The following is a 1,842-nucleotide window of genomic DNA, read 5'->3' as shown; positions in this document are numbered from 1 at the left end:
GAGCTAGGTAAACATTATATGTTTAAGAAGAATTCGCATAAGAAATTGAAAAATTTACAATTGAATGTTGAACCTTTTAAAAAACTAGGAGGGACTTATATTTTTTCAGCAGTCCCCATAGAGAATGCAAGAGATAATCAGTTGGAATTAGAGAAAACGTTTCAAACTGAGTCTTCCGCTTGGAAAATCTATTTGTATAAAGTGATGTAAAACTATTTTGGAGGTCATATTATGGTTGAACCTAAACTAACAATAGTAGTTCCTTGTTACAACGAAGAGGAAGTGTTGCTGGAAACAATAGCTCAGCTTAATAATGTGTTGGGAGAATTAATCACTGAAAAGCTAATTTCAAACGAAAGCAAGTTATTATTTGTTGATGATGGGAGTAAGGATAAAACTTGGTCACTAATCTATAAGGAAAGTTTAGAAAATAGGGCTGTACATGGTTTAAAGCTTTCAAGAAATGTTGGTCATCAAAATGCTCTATTAGCAGGATTATTGACTGCAAAAAAATCGTCTGATTGTGTAATATCTATAGATGCAGATTTACAAGATGATATTCAAATAATTAGAGAGTTTATTGTGAAATTTAAAGATGGATTTGATATTGTATATGGTGTTAGAAAAAGACGTGATACAGACCATATATTTAAAAAGAAGACAGCTGAATTCTTCTATAAGCTAATGAGAAAATTAGGTGTAAATTTGATTTATAATCACGCTGATTATCGCCTAATGAGTAAAAGGGCAATTGATGAGTTAGAAAGATTTGAAGAGGTTAATTTATTTCTTAGAGGTATAGTACCGTTAATTGGATTTCCTTCTACTTCTATTTATTATGACAGGAAGGAAAGGCTTGCTGGAACAACAAAATATCCTTTGAAAAAGATGCTCTCTTTTGCATTTGAGGGTATTACGTCATTTTCAATTACTCCGATTCGCTTTGTTTTATTATTAGGGTTGGTTTCATTTTTCGTAAGCTTTTTGTTTGGTTGCTATTTCATTACCTTAAAGTTTTTAGGTGGAGCAGAAACAGGATGGACGTCACTAATTACGTCAATTTGGCTAATAGGAGGATTACAGTTAATTGCTATTGGACTAATTGGTGAATATATAGGGAAAATTTATAAAGAAGCAAAGAGGCGTCCTAAATATAGTATTGATATTGATACCTTTAGTATGGCTCATCAATTAATTGAAAGAACTAACCATGCCGAGTCTCTGGAATTTGAACAAAAACAATTACCCGAATTGAACTAATATGTTACTAATGTTTTAAATAAAAATGAAGTTAAAATGATAAAATGGGTGTTTTTTTCTAGCAATCATGGTAAGTTAAATTAACCTTAAGTTAATATTGCATTATAGAATTAAATACCCGTATTATTTAATCTTTGAATAAAGAGGAGACAAATTGTAAGAGTATTACACGGAATGCAGGAAATTAATTGTCGAGGGATAAATTATTATATTATTAAACTAAAAAAGTAGTTGACGTTTTTATTTGTATAGTGTAATATTAATCAAGTCGCAAGTGAGACAACATCGAAAAATTATTTCATAAAAATAAATTTGATAGTTGTTGACAAGCGATAATATAAATGATATATTAATAAAGTCGCTTCTGAAAAGATGTTGAAATGAATGTTCTTTGAAAACTAAACAAAACCAAGCGTGCCAACGTTAATTTTGATTAACAACAAAACGTACTATTTAGTACACAATGAGCAAGTCAAACACTTTATTGGAGAGTTTGATCCTGGCTCAGGACGAACGCTGGCGGCGTGCCTAATACATGCAAGTCGAGCGAATCTGAGGGAGCTTGCTCCCAAAGATTAGCGG

General features: G+C 31.3%; 2 protein-coding genes and 1 rRNA gene. All 3 read left to right on the top strand.

Going from position 1 to position 1,842, the window contains the following annotated elements; genetic code table 11:
• Positions 1-210, top strand: a 210-nt coding sequence (locus HU235_RS24890) for a DUF6044 family protein (protein WP_233452210.1), incomplete at its 5' end; no start/stop codon positions are given.
• A gap of 21 nt (positions 211-231) precedes the next feature.
• Positions 232-1,260, top strand: coding sequence for a glycosyltransferase family 2 protein (locus HU235_RS12340; protein WP_174880401.1), 1,029 nt, complete (start codon positions 232-234; stop codon positions 1,258-1,260).
• 481 nt (positions 1,261-1,741) lie between these two features.
• Positions 1,742-1,842: ribosomal RNA gene (locus HU235_RS12335) — 16S ribosomal RNA — on the top strand; the annotation flags it as partial.

It is taken from the genome of Metabacillus niabensis, assembly GCF_902829255.1.
Taxonomy (GTDB): Bacteria; Bacillota; Bacilli; order Bacillales; family Bacillaceae; genus Metabacillus; species Metabacillus niabensis.
This window is presented reverse-complemented; position numbering and strand designations above follow the sequence as displayed.